The following is a 16,412-nucleotide window of genomic DNA, read 5'->3' as shown; positions in this document are numbered from 1 at the left end:
AGCGCCCTCCCGTTGTTATCAGGCCATTTAGGTGAAAGACTATCGACAGCGTTATTTGCCAAGCCCTTCCATATTCCAAGGAATTCTTGGTGCGACATTCGCAAGCTAGAGCGAGTATGGAAATAGTTGATGTTCATCAACTGCTATTGGTAACTTAAAACTAATTTCTACACACTCGTCCTGTTCAAAAAAAGTCCTGAATTGGTCATCGCATATTGCGTCGCTTTCATCCCGAAAGCATTGCTGCAAATTCAGCACGCCAAGGGAAGAATAATCAGAGCCATATACTAAATTATCATATTAATTATAACACCTTAACGTGACATTTTAGATCGACATCAATATAATTATTTTATCCAAAAAGGAGAAAATAAATGGATTTAAAAAGCACTTCAGCGCTCGTTACAGGCGGTGCGTCAGGGTTGGGGTTGGCCTGTGTCAAACATCTCTTGTCAGTTGGAGCAAATGTCGTAATTGTAGATTTGCCTTCTTCTGACGGACAAAAAGTTGCTGATGACCTCGGCAAGGCTGCTTCTTTCGCCGCGGCAGATGTAACTGACCCTGAGCAAATGGCGGCAGCAGTAACAGCCGCGGAGAAAAACGGACCACTGCGTTCCGTAATACATTGTGCTGGTCACGGCGGCGCCGTTCGATTAGTCGAAAAGGATGGAAGTCCAGGCTCGCTGGAAGCATACAAAAAGGTTATCGATACAAATCTGATCGGGACGTTTAACGTCCTTCGGCTCGTAGCGGCAAGCATGGCGAAAAACGAACCGGTAGACGGAGAGAGAGGAGCTGCCGTATTGACGGCATCTGTCGCGGCATTTGAAGGGCAAATTGGACAAATTCCCTATGCCTCCTCCAAAGCCGGTGTTGTCGGCATGACGATTGTGGCCGCGCGAGATCTGTCGTCAAAAAATATCCGCGTCAATACAATTGCACCCGGCATCTTCGACACGCCGCTGCTGGCACGATTACCTCAAAATGTTCGTGACTCGCTCGGAAGGACCGTGCCTAACCCGCCTCGCCTAGGCGTTCCCGCAGAGTTTGCCAAGCTCGCCATCCAGTTACTGGAAAATTCTTACATCAACGGCGAGACAATCAGGATAGATGGAGCCATTCGCATGACGCCACGTTAATTGACGCTTTTCATTTCGGAAGAGAAATGGCTCGGGAATAAAAACCATGTCCGCCTTTATTCCTGAGCTAGGTCGCCTTGAATTTTGAATGAACCTGTTCTCCCGGAGGCGTTTCGTTCATTCGAAATTACGCAATTGCTATTTTGCCCCTGCCTTTTTGGCATATTCCCATGCAGATTTCGCGAGCGGCTCTATACGCTGTGCCGCCATATGGGCCTTCTCAGAGGAGGCATTCCCTGCCTTGATGCGACCAACAATACCTTGGGAAATACCTGCAAGGCGAAACATATTAAACGCGAAGTACCAGTTCAGATCAGGGATCTTGGCACGGCCGGCTGCATTACAATAGGCCTCCGCCATTTCCTCTAACGTGGGAATGTTCTGCGCCTTGAAGTCAACGCCAGCGAGGCCACCAAAAACTTCGTCATTTCGTATCCATTGCATCAACATGTAGCTCAAGTCGGCTAACGGATCCCCCGTCGTAGACAGCTCCCAATCAAGAACCGCCTCGACCTTCGGAAGGGTTTTATGAAACATGACGTTATGAAGTTTATAATCCCCGTGAACGATTGACAGCCCATGCTGTGGCGGCACGCTATTGGGCAGCCATTCGAGCAGCTTTTCCATCTCCGGAATATCCCGGTCCTGCGCCTCACGATATTGCCGCTGCCAAAGCCTCACTTGACGTTCAAAGTAGTTGCCTGGTTTGCCATAATCACCGAGCCCTATTTCTGACGGATCAAAGCTGTGCAATTTTGCCAATGTCTCGGCCTGAGATATAAAAATTTCACGGCGATCTTCCTTGGCAACGTCCGGCAAAAGCTGATTTGTGAAAACCCGTCCATCAATCATGGACATGATGTAAAATGCGGAGCCAATAACTGAATCATCCATACATAGAACATGTGGATTTGGCACCAGGAACTTCTGCCTATGAAGAGCCGACATTACCCGAAACTCTCTATCGATGGCATGGGCGGACGCGACCAGTTTCCCTCTCGGCTTGCTTCGCAAAACATAGGAGCCATTCCGGGCCTTTACCTGATACGTGGGGTTTGACTGTCCACCGGGGAATTTTGTGACTTCGAGAGGACCCACATAGCCGTCAATATTATCGGCCATCCACTTATCCAACCGCGCTGTATCTATCGATTGATTTGTATTCGCGGCTGCCGCTTCACTGAACGTGTCTTTATCATCTTTGCCTGACATATTACTATTTCCTTTTCCCCGCCTTGCACCAATGTTGAGATAAACTGATCTGTCCGAGTAGTTTATGGAGCGCTTTGCCTCTTGACCTCAAGCCGCGAGATTGTGCGATTATGAACCTCATCCGGACCATCGGAAATACGCAGCACGCGCATCAGGGAGTAGGCACGCGCCAAACCTGAATCAGTTGTGACGCCGGCACCGCCCCATGCCTGAATAGCGTCATCAATGATACGCAGAGCCATCTTTGGAACGACAACCTTGATCATCGCAATTTCCATGCGCGCGGCCTTATTGCCGACCTTGTCCATCTTGTCGGCCGCATTGAGAACCAGTAAACGCGACATATCAATACTGGACCTTGCTCTGGCAATCCGTTCGTCCCAAACCGAATGCTGGATAATCGGCTTGTTAAATGCAACACGCGATTCCAGTCGTTTAATCATGGCTTCTAAAGCAACTTCCGCTTTTCCTATCGCGCGCATACAATGATGAATTCGGCCCGGCCCCAATCGACCTTGAGCGATCTCAAATCCACGCCCCTCTCCCAATAGTAAATTTTCAGCGGGCACACGAACGTTATCCAAGACAACCTGTCCATGACCATACGGCGCATCATCAAAACCAAACACCGGCAGCAACCGCTCAACTTTGACACCGGGTGTATCCATCGGCACCAAAATCATGGATTGCTGGGAGTGCGTTGCCGCGTCAGGATCCGTTTTTCCCATCAGAATCGCAACTTTGCATAGCGGATTACCGACGCCCGTGGACCACCATTTTCGTCCATTGATGACATATTCACCGCCTTCACGCCGAATGCTCGTTTCAATATTCGTGGCATCTGAGGACGCGACTGCAGGCTCCGTCATTAAGAACGCAGAGCGAATGTCACCATCCATCAGCGGGCGCAGCCAGCGCTTTTTTTGTTCATCGCTCCCGTAGCGGAGCAAAACTTCCATATTGCCTGTATCCGGTGACTTGCAATTGAAAACCTCAGGCGCCCATTCACTACGCCCCATCTGCTCGCAGCACAACGCATATTCCAGGTTTGTCAACCCGGCACCATGGTACTCATCGGTTTCATACTCGCTGGGCGGCATAAACATGTTCCAGAGGCCAGCTGCTTTCGCCTTTTCCTTCAACTCCGTCATGACAGGAATGACCTTCCATCGGTCACCCTCCTGAAGCTGTTCTTCATATTTTTCGGCAGCAGGTTCTACATGCTCTTTGATAAACACTTTCGTCCGATCCAGCCATTCCAGCTGCCGTTCAGAAGGACTGAAATCCATCACAAACTCTCCAAAGATATATAAATAAATAGGTCAACCAATTTATTTATATACGACAATATATCAACCCGCAACAGACGCGGTTTAACTTTGTTGCCAAATTACTTGAAAATCGATGATTACAGTTGCTTTACGTCAGGCGTGCCTGTGTATTTGGCGATTTGAGCATACCGTTGAACAGCACATCGATATAGGTTTCGCACAAACCGGACAAATACTCATGTGCAGGCGCATCGATATTATGCATATCCCGCACAATGGCCTCGAAGACAACGCTCAGATAACGCGGAACGCTGACAATGGCCGTCAGATGTTCCACCGGAAGGTCCCGAATTTCACCCGAGGCAACAGCCTCGGCAATCGTTCGATCTATGATTGCGACGGAACGGCGGACATAGTGGTCCATCAACCATTGAAACCGCTCCCCTCCCGCGATCGCTTCATATTGAAAGATTCTGCCGTATTCTGGTTCTTTAATCGAGGTATCAAAAAGAAGCCGGATATGGGTCTTTGCGCGCTCAACCGGTGGCAAGGCCGTTATTGCGGGATCATTTATGGGAAACACTTCCTTACGCTTCTGCATAATGTAATGGATGGTTTCTTCCCAGAGCAATGCTTTGGATTTGAAATGATAGTGAATCATGGATTGCCGCACGCCAACTGCCTTGGCAATTGCAACGGTGGTAACCCCGTCATATCCATAACGGGCAAAGAGTTTCGCTGAAACAGAAAGTAACAGTTCTCGCGAGTCTCTTTCTTGCGTCACCGCTTTAGTGGGACGTCCCGGTCCTTTCTTCTCTTTTCTTTTAACCTGTCCCATTTACCTCAATTTTTCTTGTCTCAACCAATAGGTACCGATGCATACAACTAAACGACATTCAGGTGAGTGCCGAATATCATATTTTACCCTCAATACAATACTAAAGATACAATCACAATCTTAAGAAGTTTTGCATTGCGAATTTTCGCCAGGTTTTATTGCGCAAAACCCGGCAAGAAGAGTACCAGTTGAGGGAAAAATATCATGAGCAGGACAACCAATATATCAATGATGATAAACCACATCACTCCCTTAAAAATGATTCCAAGGGTAATATCACGCGGTACCACCGTTTTTAGAACAAAAACATTCAGGCCGATAGGAGGCGTTATCATTCCAATCTCCAGCATCTTCACCAGAAACACGCCAAACCATACCATCGGAATGTCAAGCTTATCCAACACCGGCATCACCAAAGGGATAGTAAGTAGCATAGTCCCTAAGGGGTCAATAAACATTCCCATCACCAAATACACACCGACCAGCCCAAGGATCAATACAATCCGGTCCGTTCCTAACTGAAGGATGATTTCAGCGATCAGATCATCTGTGCCAGCAAAAGTGAGGAACCTTATGAATAAGCTCGCACCAATGGCGATGAAGAATAAGCTAGCTGTAGTGCTCAGGGTTTCCACCAACGTATCTTTCAGGGCCGAAAAAGTAAGAGTGCGCTTAAAAAAGCTGATTAAAATTGTCATAAAAGCCCCGACCGCCCCCGCTTCGGTCGCAGTAAAGATGCCCGCAAACATGCCCCCCAGGACGATCCCGAATAATACAAGCACCGGCCAAACCTCGGATAAGGCTGTTATCCTCTCACGCCAACTCGGGCGATCATCTACTGGCGGGGCCAGCTCCGGATTCAACCAGGTTCGAATAACAATCATGACGACATATGAGACGGCCGAGAAGACACCCACACCAATCGAGGCTATAAACAACAAGTTGATTGATGTTTCCGTGAATATCCCGAACAGGATCAACAGTATGCTGGGAGGGATCAAAGCGCCGAGAGTACCACCAGCCGCCACGGATCCTGTCGCAAGTGTTGGCGCATAATTATATTTCAGCATCTGGGGGACCGCAATTCTCCCCATAGCCGCCGCACATGCCACACTCGATCCTGAAACAGCTGCAAACCCTGAGCATCCCAGCACAGCCGCAATAGCCAATCCTCCCGGAAGGCGTGACAGCCAGAGGCGCGCTGCAGCGAACAGGCCCGTTGTCAGCCCACCATGATGCGCCATATATCCCATGAGAAGAAACATCGGAATTGACGAAAGCGTCCATTTTGCCGCGAAATCATAGGGAATAACCGACAATATTCCCCAAGCTTGCCGCGGGCCGAGAATCAAACTAATACCGACAAATGACACGAAAATTAGCGTGAATGCGATCGGAACCCTCATCAACAGCAGTCCCATCACAACAAAAATACTGACAAGCCCGACTATTTCGTTTTCCACGGCTTCCCTTCCCTCCCTGCAAATTTTTTATTCGCTTTAAAGACCCCGTTTCAACGCCTCGGCCTCTACTTTTTCAGGACCGGTCAGGATATGACTGGCAAGCACAAGAGCCATGAGCCCAAAGCTTATCGGTAAAATGAAATACGCTGGCCAGATCGTGAAGCTGATCTCTTGTTCGAACATGAAGGCTCCGCTATGCATCTTCTTCATGGCGGCTTGCCATAAACTTATGATCATACACACGCAGATAATCAGACTGAGTATCCAAGAGAAATACATCATCCGGTTTTTCGCCGCACTTGATGCGATCTGATAGATAATATCAACCGTGATATTGTCGCTGCGTTTTTCTGCCAGCGCGATGGGAAGAAAAACGACGGCAACCATATAGTAATGCGTAACGATGACAGAATTGCCCGGTATCGGTTGTTTCAGAATGTTAGTCAAAGCCACATCGACAACAATCTGCATCATCATTAGCAACAAAATTACCGCCCCGACAATTGTCGCGGCGGTAACAAGCCTATTAATGGCTGCATCTATTTTGATATTCATCGGAGATCAGTTAAAAGCGTTGAGATCAACTTTAGAGTAAATCTCATCATAGTAGAGCTGCCCCAAGGCGTCAGCGTCCTTATAGTCAATGGTTTCTACCAGCTTTTCCCATTTTTCAATCAAACCGAGAAATCTGTTCTTACGCTCTTCTGCATCCGCGATACCGAACTTTTCTACGGCCGTCTTTACGACCAGGTCGATATCATTAACTTGGAACTCATCATGCTTCGCTTGAAGGTCTGCCTGAGGCTTGATGATCTCCACACCATGCTCTCCGGGCGCACCTTCCATAACGATGAGATTGTCATTCTGGTAGTTAACCGTTGATGACGCATATCCATATGCAACGGCCTTCAGGAAAGCACGCTTATCCTCGTCCGAAAAACTCTTCCAAAGATCCAGATTTGCACTGAAAAGGGCGTTACCCATTCCTAAGCCGATCGGAGCATCAAGAAGATAATCCGACACTTCCCCCATCGAAATATTGATAATGGTATAAGGTGTATGAGTAGACCCGTCGAGCACACCCTGGCTCATCGCACTATAGACATCGTTGGAGGAAATCACCGACGCCGAACCACCCATTTCCGTCACCCAACGGCCAAAAGTGCCAAAGCCACGTATCTTCTTGCCTTGAATGCTCTCAAGTGAGTCAATACGGGGTTTTGAATACAAATAGTACGGGCCAATCGCCATGGTGCCGGTAAATACCTGATTCTGAGCCTTGAATTCATCGATACAGGCCTGACATGTCATATAGTACTCGTCCAACGCACCGGTCGCCGCATATGGATTGGAACTCGCCGTAGCCAAATCAGCGATAAAGTTCACCTGCGGATATTCTGCCCGAAAATACGGCGCAATTACGAAACCGACATCGCCTAACCCCTCGCTAAGCGCCCCATTGGTTTCTTTGTAGCCAAATAAATTCCCGATATAAACTTTGGCCGTATAACGACCATCTGTCTCTTCACTCAGCACTTCGGCAAACCGTTCCGCCCCCTCTGTCAATCCGGATTCATTACCGCCGAATACATACTTAAGCTCTGTTGCATTTGCAGCAAAACTTACACTTGCTGCCATCGCCACAGCCAAAGCTGATGAAACATATTTTGACATTTTCATAATGCTCATTCCTCCCTGAGAGTTTTTAGATTTAGGTCTTATTTCCTGCCGCACTTTTTATTTATCGACCAAGCTGGCACGGCAATTTTTCATTTCGGCTTATTCTTCGTTACAGCATGTTATGCATCGTTGCGCTCTCATGTCAATATTAATTGGTCAATCTAACAATTAATCCATCATAATTATAAAATATACAAACTCCGAGGCGCCGATTAACCCTGATAAGATGTTAATATGTGACTACAAATCGCCATATGCATGCCGTTAAATCGGCGCAATAGATCTGAACTTCGGAGGTTGCCGGGATTGTCGGCGAGCAGGTGCCCTGGATAATACATCGATTATCCTGGATCGGGTCTCAGATGGTTCGATAAGTTCATCTACACCGAAACCTTCAGCGGCTTTAATGGGATCAACCTCATCCCGTATTTCATCAATCAGTTCTTGCCGCCGCGCATTCGGGTCAGGGGCATCCTTATACTGTTTGGCATATGCTACATCAACCGAACCCTCTACAGACATTGCGCAGATTTCAGCGGTTGGCCAGATAAAGCAAGCATCGGCATCGAAACTACGCCCCCCTGCCATGGCCACATAGCCTAAACCATAGCCCTTACGTAAAATGATTGAAATTCGAGGGACTGTTGCATTGCCAAGCTCGAACAGCATTTTAGCGCTTCGCCGCCCCAAATTCGTGTCTTCTGCCGGGCTGCCAATTGACATGCCCGGGATGTCGACAAGGTATATCAGCGGCAGGCCGTAGGCATCGCATAGCGCGATAAAGCGGGCTGCCTTTTCGCAGGCATCCGAATTCAGCATCCCGCTAAGATGCAATGGTTGGTTGGCAATAATCCCGACAGGCCGACCCTCGATCCGCGCAAGTGATGTCACTATATTCCTGGCGAATGTCGGCTTGATTTCGAATACGCTACCTTCGTCAGAAATAACATCGATTACCTGGCCCATATCATAGGCCTTTCGTGTGTTTGCCGAGACAATCCGCTCCAACTTGCTCTGATCGGCACCAGGGTTGCCAGGCTCTGAAAAGGCAGGCGCATTTTGTGCGTTGGAAGGCAGGTAAGTGAGAAATTTTCTCAAGGTATCCAGCGCGTCTTCTTCGCTTTCCAGTCCCAGATCCGCGAGCCCGTTGCGATCCACCTGCCGTTCGGCACCGCCAAGTTCATTGGCATCGATCACTTCACCCGTTCCAGCTTTGACCAAGGCAGGCCCCGCCAATCCCATGGTTGACTTGCCCTTTACCATGACCACCAGGTCGGCCATCGCACTGAAATTGGTGTTTGCCGCAAAACCAAACCCAAGGACGGCAGATACCATTGGCACCCAGCCGGTCATTCGGGCAAATGTCGCGAAGAGCTCTCTGGATCGTGCATAACTTCGCGAATTCTGCCCATCCTGAATGCGATGACCTCCGCCATCCAGCAGCATGACCAACGGACAACCGTTTTTCTCTGCAAGCTGTATGATTCGCAGCATCTTTTCGCTTCCAAGATGACCTGCACTACCGCCATAAACAGTAAAATCCTGTGAAACGATCATCACCGGTCGATCGTCAATCCGGGCTGATCCAGCGACAATTCCATCAGCCGGCGCTGAACGTGTGAGAGCAGGATTCCGTATCAGGCTGCCGATTTCACGGAAGCTTTCCGGATCACAAAGATATTCAATTCTCTCGCGCGCCGTGAGAGAGCCGCGCTTGTGCTGGCTTTCAACCGCGTGCATACGGTGTGGATCCAGTACCGCCGATTTTGCCGATCGCGCCCTTTCAATTGCGTTGTCCGTGCTATTGTCAACGACCCCTTCACTTTCGCTTTCCTGACCCATTTCGCCGGCGTCGACAGGTTCGAAGAAATAGAGCGGATGGCCCGGTTCGATCGTCGTCCCCTTCGTGATCGGTATCATACGCACAATGCCTGAATGCTCGGCGGTGACTATATGCTCCATCTTCATGGCTTCAATGACCGCCACCTTGCGCCCCTTCGCAACGGCCTCCCCCTCTGCGATAAATATTTCTACCAGCGCGCCACCGATTGGCGCATTAGCGGAATTGGTTCCAGAGGGACCGGTTACGCCGGAAAATTTCGCCACCTCTGTTGAACTGTCTGCTCCCTTATCGGTGCGGAAAAAATGCGGATGTTCGCCGCTTGTCTTAATAATCTTCGCCGCATCACGCTCGACCAGTCCGGTATCCAGTTGCCCTTCTTTCACTGTGGGCAACTGCAACAGGCTTTGCAGAAAACTGAGGTTGGTTTCCACCCCATCCACATGAAATTCCGACAGTGCCCGATAGCCACGCAACAAAGTATCAGTTAGCTTTCCTGATGGCGCAAAGGCGATGACCTTCGCCAGCAGAGAGTCAAAGGCAGACGTCGTTCGATAACCGGTGTAACCAAAGCTCTCGACGCGTATGCCAGCACCTCCAGGTGGGGCAAAAACACGCAATGTGCCGCCTGAGGGCATTGCTGTGCCATCGGCTGCAATGCGTTCCATATTCACCCGCATCTGCAGTGCCATACCGCGGGGCCGACCCACGCTCTCCTGGGTCAATCCCAGTGAAGCAAGGCTCTGCCCGGCCGCAAGCTTGATCTGCAGCTGTACGAGATCCAATCCCATTACTTCTTCAGTCACGGTATGCTCCACCTGCAGTCGCGGGTTCGCTTCCATAAAGACAAAGCGCTCTGTTGCCTCATCTGCACTAATCAGAAATTCCATGGTACAGAGAGTATGAACCTTCGCTGCTCTTGCGAGCTGTACAGCGGCATCAGCAATTCGGTCTCGCAGTTCAGGATCCAGATTGGGCGCAGGTGCAAATTCGAGCAGCTTTTGCTGACGCCTTTGAAGACTGCACTCCCGTTCAAACAGATGGATTACATTCCCCTCAGCATCCCCGACAATCTGTATTTCAACGTGACGCGCCGGTCGGACGAGTTCTTCAATATATAAGGCGCTCGAACCAAATGCGGCTTTCGCTTCGGACCCGGCTCGAGCAAAGGCTTCTTCTAAATCAGAGATGTTTTCGACGATACGCATTCCCCGGCCACCGCCACCGGCCAGTGCTTTTATCATCGCCGGACGCCCGCCGAAGCCTTCCATCACATGCTTGGCGTCTTCGAGACTAGTCTCCCCTATGCTTCCCTCAGCAAGCGGCACGCCAATTTCACTAGCCAGATCCCGGGCTTTTCCCTTATCCCCCAACAGCGCCAAAGCGTCCGGGCTTGGACCGATAAAGGTTATATCTGCCGCCTTACAGGCTCTTGCGAAGTCAGCACTTTCAGAGAGGAAACCGTACCCCGGATGTATGGCATCACAACCTTCCTCAAGAGCGATCTCAATCACTGCGGAAATATCGAGATAGGCTCCTGCACCTCGGCCAGGTAGAGCAACCGACTGATCCGCCTGTTTCAGGTGCAGCGATTCCGCATCCTCCGGCGCATAGATCGCAACAGTGCGAATGCCCAGCTCACTCGCGGCGCGCGCGATCCGGATAGCGACTTCACCTCGATTTGCTATTAAGATTTTTCCAAACATTCGTATTTTCCTGCCCGTACAAACTCTGATGGACGATTTTCAATAAGAAGCTTTGACCGGTATTGGTTCTTACCAAGGGTCGATATAGTTGTGAGAAACGGTGCCCCACGGCTTTGTGGTATGCCCTCGCAGCATTGAAGAGATCAGTTCGCGGGTATCAGCGGGATCGATCACGTCATCGATCTCAAAATGCGCTGCCACATTTAACCCTTTACCCTTTTCATAAGCGGCGGCGACCATCTTCTGATACATGGCTTCTCGCTCATCCGGATCGTCAATTGCCTCCAGTTCTCGCTTGAAGCCCAGGCGCACGCCTCCCTCCAGCCCCATGCCGCCAAACTCTCCCATCGGCCAGGACACATTGTAGTTTGGTGTACGAAAGTCTCCCCCCGCCATCGCCATCGCGCCAAGACCATATGCCCGCCGCAAAATTACCGTCATCAGCGGTGCTTCAAGAGCTGCCGCCTTTATGAAAAATCGGGAGAATTTACGCACCGCTGCTTCTTTTTCCGAGTCGGGGCCGACCATAAACCCAGGAGTGTCGCACAGGGATACAATCGGCAGATCGAAAACATTGCAAAGCTCTATAAACCGGGCGGCCTTGTTCGCTCCTTCACTGTCTATTGCTCCCGACAAATGCTGGTTGTTGTTAGCGATAAGGCCAAACGGTCGTCCCTCGATCCGCGCCAGCGCCGTGACCATTCCGATCCCGTAGTCCGGACGCAATTCCAGAACCGACTCGGCATCACAAAGGGTTTCAATAATACGGCGCACATCGAATGCCCGTTTGCGGTTTTCGGGGATAGCATGTCGCAAAGCACGCTGATCAGCACAGTCCCAGCTATCAATCGAACCCTGAAAATAGGACAGATATTTGCGCGCAACAGCCGCCCCTTCTTCCTCATTCTCAACAAGTATGTCAATAACACCATTGGATGTTTGAACATCGACCGGCCCGATTTCTTCGGAGCGAAAGATGCCCAGCCCGCCGCCTTCAATCATCGCCGGACCACCCATGCCGATATTGGCGTTGCGGCATGCGATGATAACATCACAACATCCCAAGAGGGCTGCATTGCCTGCAAAGCACCTTCCAGAAGCGATACCGATTATTGGCGCCTTACCGCTTTGCCGGGCCAGTGCAGAGAATGTCGTCGTTATAAGTCCGGAAATAATCACACTATCGACATCGCCGGGACGGCCACCGCCCCCTTCGGTAAACAGGATAAGAGGCAGTTTTTCACGCCTGGCAATTTCGAAGACCCGATCCATTTTTCTGTGGTTTGTCCGGCCTTGGGTGCCGGCAAAAACCGTATAATCATACGCCAGAACGGCACAGCGAGTGTTCGGTCCGGAAATATAGTCTGAATTCACATTGGCGGTTCCGGCAACCAAGCCGTCGGCCGGACTTAAACGGATCAGTTCTTCTTCGGTGCGACGGCTCCGTTGTTCGGCAAGAGCCAGCCCGCCATACTCCTTAAAAGTCTGGGGATCGCAAATAGCCGAAATATTTTCGCGCGCTGTACGCTGACCCGTCTTGCGTCGTCTATCCACCGCGTCCGGTCGGTGCTCATCCATTAGCAGTTTTTTACGATCCAAAATTTCTTCAAGCGATGCCGGGATGGTATCGATTGAGTATTCCTCATCGCCTACATCTCCCTCAGCAGAAGCGTCATCAGGGTCGATAAAAATGATGGCAACATCAGGGTCAAGCTGCGCCCCGGGCGCCAACACCACTTTCGTAACAGCTCCTCCTTTCGGAGCCGACACCACATGCTCCATTTTCATCGCCTCTACAATCGCAAGAGGTTGATCCTGCCGCACTATCTCGCCTTCTGACACCAGAATATCTATAAGATTTCCGGACATTCGCGCCGAGACACTCACCATTCCAGGAGGAGCAACTTCCATTTTTCTAACGCCCGCGTCTTCCGCCTTCGGATCAGACTCATCAGCCCTTTGCAGTTCAAAGGCATCAGCAGTGAGCTCAGCAGCATGTTCTTCGATAAAACGAGTATGGACTTTGTTGGCAGCAAGCGCCGGATGATCGAGAAGTGTTCTTTGGAAGAACAGATTTGTATCAATCCCTTCGATAGAACATTCCTTGAGAGCCCGTTTTGCTTTTGAAATCAATCGCCTATACCCATCCCGAGCAGCATCGTCAATCGAGACAATCACTTTGGCGAGCAAGGTGTCGTAAGTGGGAATTGCGCGATAGCCTGTATAGCCGAAACCGTCGACCCGGACACCGGGGCCCGAAGGCATCTCATATCGAGACAGGACGCCACTGGCCGGAAAAATGTCGCCTGATGGCTCCAACCGTTCCATATTTACGCGTAGCTGCACCGCATATTTATTAAATTCGGAGGGTTGCGTTTGAGACAATCCCATTTCTTCGAGACTTTCTCCCGCCGCAATCCGAAGCTGCGCCTGTACCAGATCAACACCGCTAACCTCTTCGGTTACCGTATGTTCAACCTGAATGCGCGGATTCACTTCCATGAACCAGTAACAATCGCCTCTGTCGGCATCAACCAGGAATTCAAAAGTTGCCGCCCCGCGATAGCCAACGTCGGTCGCCATCTTCAAGGAGTCGCGATACAATGCGTCACGGACGTCCGGCAACAATCCCGGGGCCGGGGCAAATTCAACCAACTTCTGATGTCGACGTTGTAGCGTACAATCACGTTCGCCAAGATGAATTAACCCGCCTTGCCCATCACCGAGAATTTGCACTTCGATATGACGCACATGAGGTAGATATTGCTCGATATAAACCTCGCCACTGCCGAACGCTTTTTCCGCCTCGGATACGCAAGCAGCAAAGGCCGCATCCAGATCGCTTTTCTTTTTAACAACGCGGGCTCCGCGGCCGCCTCCTCCCATCAGAGCCTTGAGAATAACACTGCCGTCATCGATAGTATTATAGAACTCGCGCGCTTCCTCGATTGTGGTTGGCTTATTGGTCCCCGGCAATAACGGCACGTCAAGCGTCGTCGCAAGAGCCCGGGCCGCCGCCTTATCGCCGAGCCGCAATAACATCTGCGGAGTTGGCCCCACAAAGGTGAGGCCGGCATCTTCGCAAGCTTCTGCAAAAGCGGCATTCTCTGAAAGAAAGCCGTACCCCGGATGCACCGCATCACATCCTGCTTGCTTCGCCACCGCAACAATTGAGTCGATGTCCAAATATGCGGCCACCCCCCGACCAGGCAATTCCACCGCGCGATCTGCTACCTGCACATGGAGAGAATCAGCATCATCGGAGGCATAAATCGCAACACTCTCGATTTCCAGCTCCGCAAGAGCCCGCGCAACACGCACCGAAATCTCACCACGATTTGCAATCAATACAGCTTTTAGGGACAAGGACACACTCCGCTTTGCTTCATTTTAGGGAGACGATATCTCGCTGTGGGCGGTTGTATCTGTACCGCCATTCTCCCTTTATTTTTTCCATGGCAATTATCAAAATAAAAATTGATTTGTCTACCAATTTATTTATAGAGTGAATTGAAGAACAAAGAAGAACGGCAGAACAGGACAGTCATCGGTCCAATCTCCGCAGATACCAAAAAGCAGGGAATGCGGTCTTTCCGGCATGCATTTTATAGGAGAGATACATGGATTCTGAAAAAGGGCATCATTTCAAAGTGAAGCTACCGCCCATGATGGAACGGACATTGAGTGCCGTGATGAAAACCGCTGTTCAGAATACTCCAAACAAGATGGCGCTGCGCGACCCAATGCGTGAACTCACCTATAGCGAACTCGTCAACGAGGGGTTATCGATTGCCGGAGCGCTTATTGATCTGGGCCTGGAAAGACAACAGCCCTTGCTCGCAATGCTCGACAACACAGCTGATTTTGTATCTCTTTCAATGGGTTTGGGCCTAACGGCCCGCATCGAAGTTCCGGTCAATACGGCGTATCGCGGTTCAATACTGGCGCATGTTATTAAAACAACCAATGCCAAAATCATGATTCTGGAGGATAAATACCTGGAACGCCTCGCCGAGATTCCAGATGATCTGGAGGTTCTGGATATTGTCATCGTGCGCGGGAAAATAACATCAGAACCAAATATACCCTCGCGAATAAAACTGATCGAGTTCAGCAACCTCTCTCTCCGCCTTGAAGAGATGGAAGACGTCAAGCCATGGGATATCATATCGGTAATCTACACATCCGGGACGACGGGACCGTCCAAAGGAGCAATGATTGCGCATGCCCAGGCTTATGGCTATGCCTCTATTGTGCAGCAGGACGTTGTCACCCCAGAGGATGTCAGCCTGGTCGTACTACCGCTCTTTCATGTCACCGCGAAATGGGGCGGCGTTTACGGAGCGTTCGTTTACAACGGTTCCGTAGTTGTTTTGCCAAACTTTTCGGCAAGTACCTATTGGGACAGTGCGCGCAAGTACAATTGCACCTGCACAAGAATGCTGGGCACAATCGCGCAGTTCCTGTTAAATCAGCCGGAGCGCCCTGACGACAAAAGCCAGCCCATAAAAAAGATTGGCATCACACCCATCATTGCCGACTTGGAGAAATTCAAGGAACGTTTTGGTGTCAGTGGTGTGTTGACCGCTTATGGATCAACGGAGGCATCGGTTGTTTCCGCCGTACCGATCGGCAAGGGCATACCCGGTTACGCCGGCTTCATACGTGACGATATTGAAGTCCGCATTGTCGACGAACATGATATGGAAGTGCCGTCGGGCGAAATTGGGGAGTTAATCGTTCGGCCCAAAGAACCCTGGATGACAATGCAGGGCTACGTCAATATGCCCGAGGCAACTAACAAGGCACTGCGCAACGGCTGGTTTCATACTGGCGATTTATTGCGAGTTGCGCCAAATGGACAGCTTGTTTTTTGCGATCGCAACAACGATGCAATCCGCAGAAAAGGGGAAAACATTTCCAGTTTCGAAATTGAACGGGAGATTAATGCTCATCCAGCAGTTTTCGAATCCGCCGCAATCAAGGTTGCCAGCGATCATACAGATGACGATGTCAAAGCCTGTGTTGCGTTACGGCCCGGTCAATCGGTAAGCCCTGAGGAGCTAATAACATTCCTGGTGCCACGCATGCCGAAGTTCATGCTGCCTCGATATGTGGAATTTCTTGAGGCTTTGCCAAAAACCCCGACGGAAAAAGTGCTCAAGGCGGAGCTTAGAAAAAACTCACTCAATCAGAAAACATATGACTGCGAAAACAATCGCTTTGTTGAGTAAAAAACGGCTCTCAATCATGCGCGATCGCG

The 16,412-nt window shown here is 50.3% G+C and carries 10 protein-coding genes; 2 read left to right on the top strand and 8 right to left on the bottom strand.

From position 1 onward, the window contains the following. Nucleotides 1-374: 374 nt before the first annotated feature. Nucleotides 375-1,139: an SDR family NAD(P)-dependent oxidoreductase gene (locus tag AAC599_RS15590; RefSeq protein WP_340151330.1), complete on the top strand. Its 765-nt coding sequence runs from the start codon at nt 375-377 to the stop codon at nt 1,137-1,139. Between the two features lie 138 nt (nt 1,140-1,277). Here AAC599_RS15590 and AAC599_RS15585 read toward each other — a convergent pair whose 3' ends face one another. From AAC599_RS15585 to AAC599_RS15550, 8 genes are all read right to left on the bottom strand, one after another. Beyond that, entirely contained in the window at nt 1,278-2,351 is a 1,074-nt protein-coding gene (locus AAC599_RS15585) for a phosphotransferase family protein (protein WP_340151329.1), read from the bottom strand. A gap of 62 nt (nt 2,352-2,413) precedes the next feature. Next, complete coding sequence (locus tag AAC599_RS15580) at nt 2,414-3,640, bottom strand: acyl-CoA dehydrogenase family protein (protein ID WP_340151328.1); 1,227 nt, start codon at nt 3,638-3,640, stop codon at nt 2,414-2,416. A gap of 130 nt (nt 3,641-3,770) precedes the next feature. Then, nucleotides 3,771-4,460 carry a TetR/AcrR family transcriptional regulator gene (locus AAC599_RS15575; RefSeq protein WP_340151327.1) on the bottom strand — a complete coding sequence of 230 codons (690 nt, stop codon included), beginning with the start codon at nt 4,458-4,460 and terminating at the stop codon, nt 3,771-3,773. Nucleotides 4,461-4,615: 155 nt separating this feature from the next. Next, on the bottom strand, nt 4,616-5,923 hold the full coding sequence (locus AAC599_RS15570; protein ID WP_340151326.1) for a TRAP transporter large permease subunit: 1,308 nt from the start codon (nt 5,921-5,923) through the stop codon (nt 4,616-4,618). Between the two features lie 36 nt (nt 5,924-5,959). Then, complete coding sequence (locus AAC599_RS15565) at nt 5,960-6,478, bottom strand: TRAP transporter small permease (RefSeq protein WP_340151325.1); 519 nt, start codon at nt 6,476-6,478, stop codon at nt 5,960-5,962. Nucleotides 6,479-6,484: 6 nt separating this feature from the next. Then, nucleotides 6,485-7,603: a C4-dicarboxylate TRAP transporter substrate-binding protein gene (locus AAC599_RS15560; protein ID WP_340151324.1), complete on the bottom strand. Its 1,119-nt coding sequence runs from the start codon at nt 7,601-7,603 to the stop codon at nt 6,485-6,487. A gap of 264 nt (nt 7,604-7,867) precedes the next feature. Continuing rightward, the gene (locus tag AAC599_RS15555; protein WP_340151323.1) at nt 7,868-11,149 is read right to left on the bottom strand and encodes a carboxyl transferase domain-containing protein; all 3,282 of its coding nucleotides are present in this window, start codon (nt 11,147-11,149) and stop codon (nt 7,868-7,870) included. A 69-nt stretch (nt 11,150-11,218) separates the two neighbouring features. Further along, on the bottom strand, nt 11,219-14,515 hold the full coding sequence (locus AAC599_RS15550) for a carboxyl transferase domain-containing protein (RefSeq protein WP_340151322.1): 3,297 nt from the start codon (nt 14,513-14,515) through the stop codon (nt 11,219-11,221). Nucleotides 14,516-14,769: 254 nt separating this feature from the next. Between AAC599_RS15550 and AAC599_RS15545 the strand changes: the two genes are divergently transcribed. Next, on the top strand, nt 14,770-16,383 hold the full coding sequence (locus AAC599_RS15545) for an AMP-binding protein (RefSeq protein WP_340151321.1): 1,614 nt from the start codon (nt 14,770-14,772) through the stop codon (nt 16,381-16,383). Nucleotides 16,384-16,412 lie beyond the last annotated feature (29 nt).

It is taken from the genome of uncultured Sneathiella sp., from assembly GCF_963976355.1.
Lineage (GTDB): Bacteria > Pseudomonadota > Alphaproteobacteria > Sneathiellales > Sneathiellaceae > Sneathiella.
The sequence above is the reverse complement of the archived record's forward strand: the minus strand, read 5'-3'. Positions and strand labels throughout refer to the sequence as shown.

What these genes read in the sequence shown, in the direction of transcription:
- AAC599_RS15585 (WP_340151329.1), bottom strand. Translation starts at nt 2,351, where the DNA reads ATGTCAGGCAAAGATGATAAAGACACGTTCAGTGAAGCGGCAGCCGCG.
- AAC599_RS15565 (WP_340151325.1), bottom strand. Translation starts at nt 6,478, where the DNA reads ATGAATATCAAAATAGATGCAGCCATTAATAGGCTTGTTACCGCCGCG.
- AAC599_RS15580 (WP_340151328.1), bottom strand. Translation starts at nt 3,640, where the DNA reads ATGGATTTCAGTCCTTCTGAACGGCAGCTGGAATGGCTGGATCGGACG.
- AAC599_RS15590 (WP_340151330.1), top strand. Translation starts at nt 375, where the DNA reads ATGGATTTAAAAAGCACTTCAGCGCTCGTTACAGGCGGTGCGTCAGGG.
- AAC599_RS15545 (WP_340151321.1), top strand. Translation starts at nt 14,770, where the DNA reads ATGGATTCTGAAAAAGGGCATCATTTCAAAGTGAAGCTACCGCCCATG.
- AAC599_RS15555 (WP_340151323.1), bottom strand. Translation starts at nt 11,149, where the DNA reads ATGTTTGGAAAAATCTTAATAGCAAATCGAGGTGAAGTCGCTATCCGG.
- AAC599_RS15575 (WP_340151327.1), bottom strand. Translation starts at nt 4,460, where the DNA reads ATGGGACAGGTTAAAAGAAAAGAGAAGAAAGGACCGGGACGTCCCACT.
- AAC599_RS15560 (WP_340151324.1), bottom strand. Translation starts at nt 7,603, where the DNA reads ATGAAAATGTCAAAATATGTTTCATCAGCTTTGGCTGTGGCGATGGCA.